The organism is Akkermansia sp. GGCC_0220 (assembly GCF_017566105.1).
GTDB lineage: Bacteria > Verrucomicrobiota > Verrucomicrobiia > Verrucomicrobiales > Akkermansiaceae > Akkermansia > Akkermansia massiliensis.
In genome coordinates this window covers 1-1,562 of record NZ_JABFCI010000043.1, presented here as the reverse complement: position 1 = coordinate 1,562, position 1,562 = coordinate 1, and the positions used below count along the sequence as shown (strand labels likewise).

The 1,562-nt window shown below is 39.1% G+C and carries 2 protein-coding genes and 1 pseudogene; all 3 read left to right on the top strand.

Annotated elements, in window-relative coordinates; genetic code table 11:
* Positions 1 to 599: pseudogene (locus HJW02_RS12880) on the top strand (hypothetical protein); the annotation flags it as partial.
* 13 nt (positions 600 to 612) lie between these two features.
* Positions 613 to 1,053, top strand: coding sequence for a hypothetical protein (locus HJW02_RS12875; RefSeq protein WP_146019163.1), 441 nt, complete (start codon positions 613 to 615; stop codon positions 1,051 to 1,053).
* Between the two features lie 304 nt (positions 1,054 to 1,357).
* Positions 1,358 to 1,562, top strand: a 205-nt coding sequence (locus tag HJW02_RS12870) for a hypothetical protein (RefSeq protein ID WP_208050661.1), incomplete at its 3' end; no start/stop codon positions are given.

Sequence of the window (1,562 nt, the reverse complement as noted above, 5' to 3'; positions counted from 1 at the left end):
GCAGGTGGACCAATCGCGATCCTATCGTCGAACAGGGTGGATGGAATTTGTATGGGTTTATAAAAAATCATATTCAGAAAAATGTTGATTTTTTAGGAATGGTGAGCTCCTCTCCTTTAGATCCAGCTTTTACTCCTCCTCCCATACCAGATAGAGTTGGCCAGAGCAGAGGCATTAAACTTTCGTATTTTGCTTGTAAAAGAAAGTTAGATAAATTAGGAGATAAAGCTATTAAGGCACTTTTAGCAGGAAAAGTTACACATGTTCCTTCAGATTTTAAACCGAATTCAGAATGTGAAGAATCCTGCCAATGCATCCGTAGTTTAATTATTATTATGCATGGGGAAGAACCCTGGATTAGAAAAAATGATACAAATGTAAGGGCGCATTGGGGAGAAAGGTTCTTAACTGAAAATGCAAATAAGACAGAAATATCCGACATGTTTAAAAAAATTAATTTTTGTTCATCTTGCAAACTTGAAATACGAGCATGTTATTTGGGCTCATCTCCGTATTTAAAAAAACGGCTTGAACAAAATACAGGATGTGAAGTTACTTTATACGAAGATCAAGTTAAAGCATTTTTTCCATTTCTTTAATTTAAATTTAAAAATGAAAAAATTAATAAGAATTTTTATTTTTGTCATCGCTGGGTTAATTATCCTTACTTGTATTAATTATGGATACACAGCATGGAGTATCCATCATTGGAAAAATGTACTAGAACAATCAAGCTTTGAGCAATTAAAAAATGAATATGCAAAATACTATTACCAAGTTGAAGGACCACCTGCAGAACAGTTGCTCATCTACCAACAAAAACAATTACTACCCAATATTTTCTATCATGATCTAATTGTCATGAAAAGCAGCATCTCCGGCATAAAAATATATACCGGCTCTAGACTTAAATCTACTTCACGTGGCACCATGAAGGAAAAATTAAAACTCTACCAGGAAGACGGATTTAAAGAAGGAGAAAATGTTTCTTCCGTTGGTGAAGTATTCTCCTCCAGCCTTAAACTGGCAGGATTTAAAGAATACGGGCATTAAAATTATTTGATAAAATTTTTACTTTTGAGTTTATAAAAACAGAAACTGATATAATTTATCAGCATTTAGCGTGCTATCTGACCTGCTCCCTCTTGTAAAGCTTGTATGTGACAGGGCCCGAGGATTCAATGAGCACGCGGCATTGCGACAATATATGCCTATGCATCCCTTATCGGAGAACTCGTCTTTGTCTCTCACAATGACGATACGACGGATGGGAGTTTACCTACAACCATCTGGGGCAGATGACCTCCGTCAGGGACGCTTTGATATCAGGGAATTCTCCTATGACGCTTGCGGCAACATGACCCAGGACGCTTCCTTTGGGCTGGGCCATAGCAATATCTATCATCCCAGGCTCAACCTCGTAACCGCCATCGGTTACAGGAAGGGAGCGGATGGAGAATCGGCGGCCAGCCATGAATACGGTTACGACGCTCTGATGCGTCCCGTTCAACGCCGGGACTCCTGGGATGGAACCACTCCTGCAACCACCAGAAACTTCACCT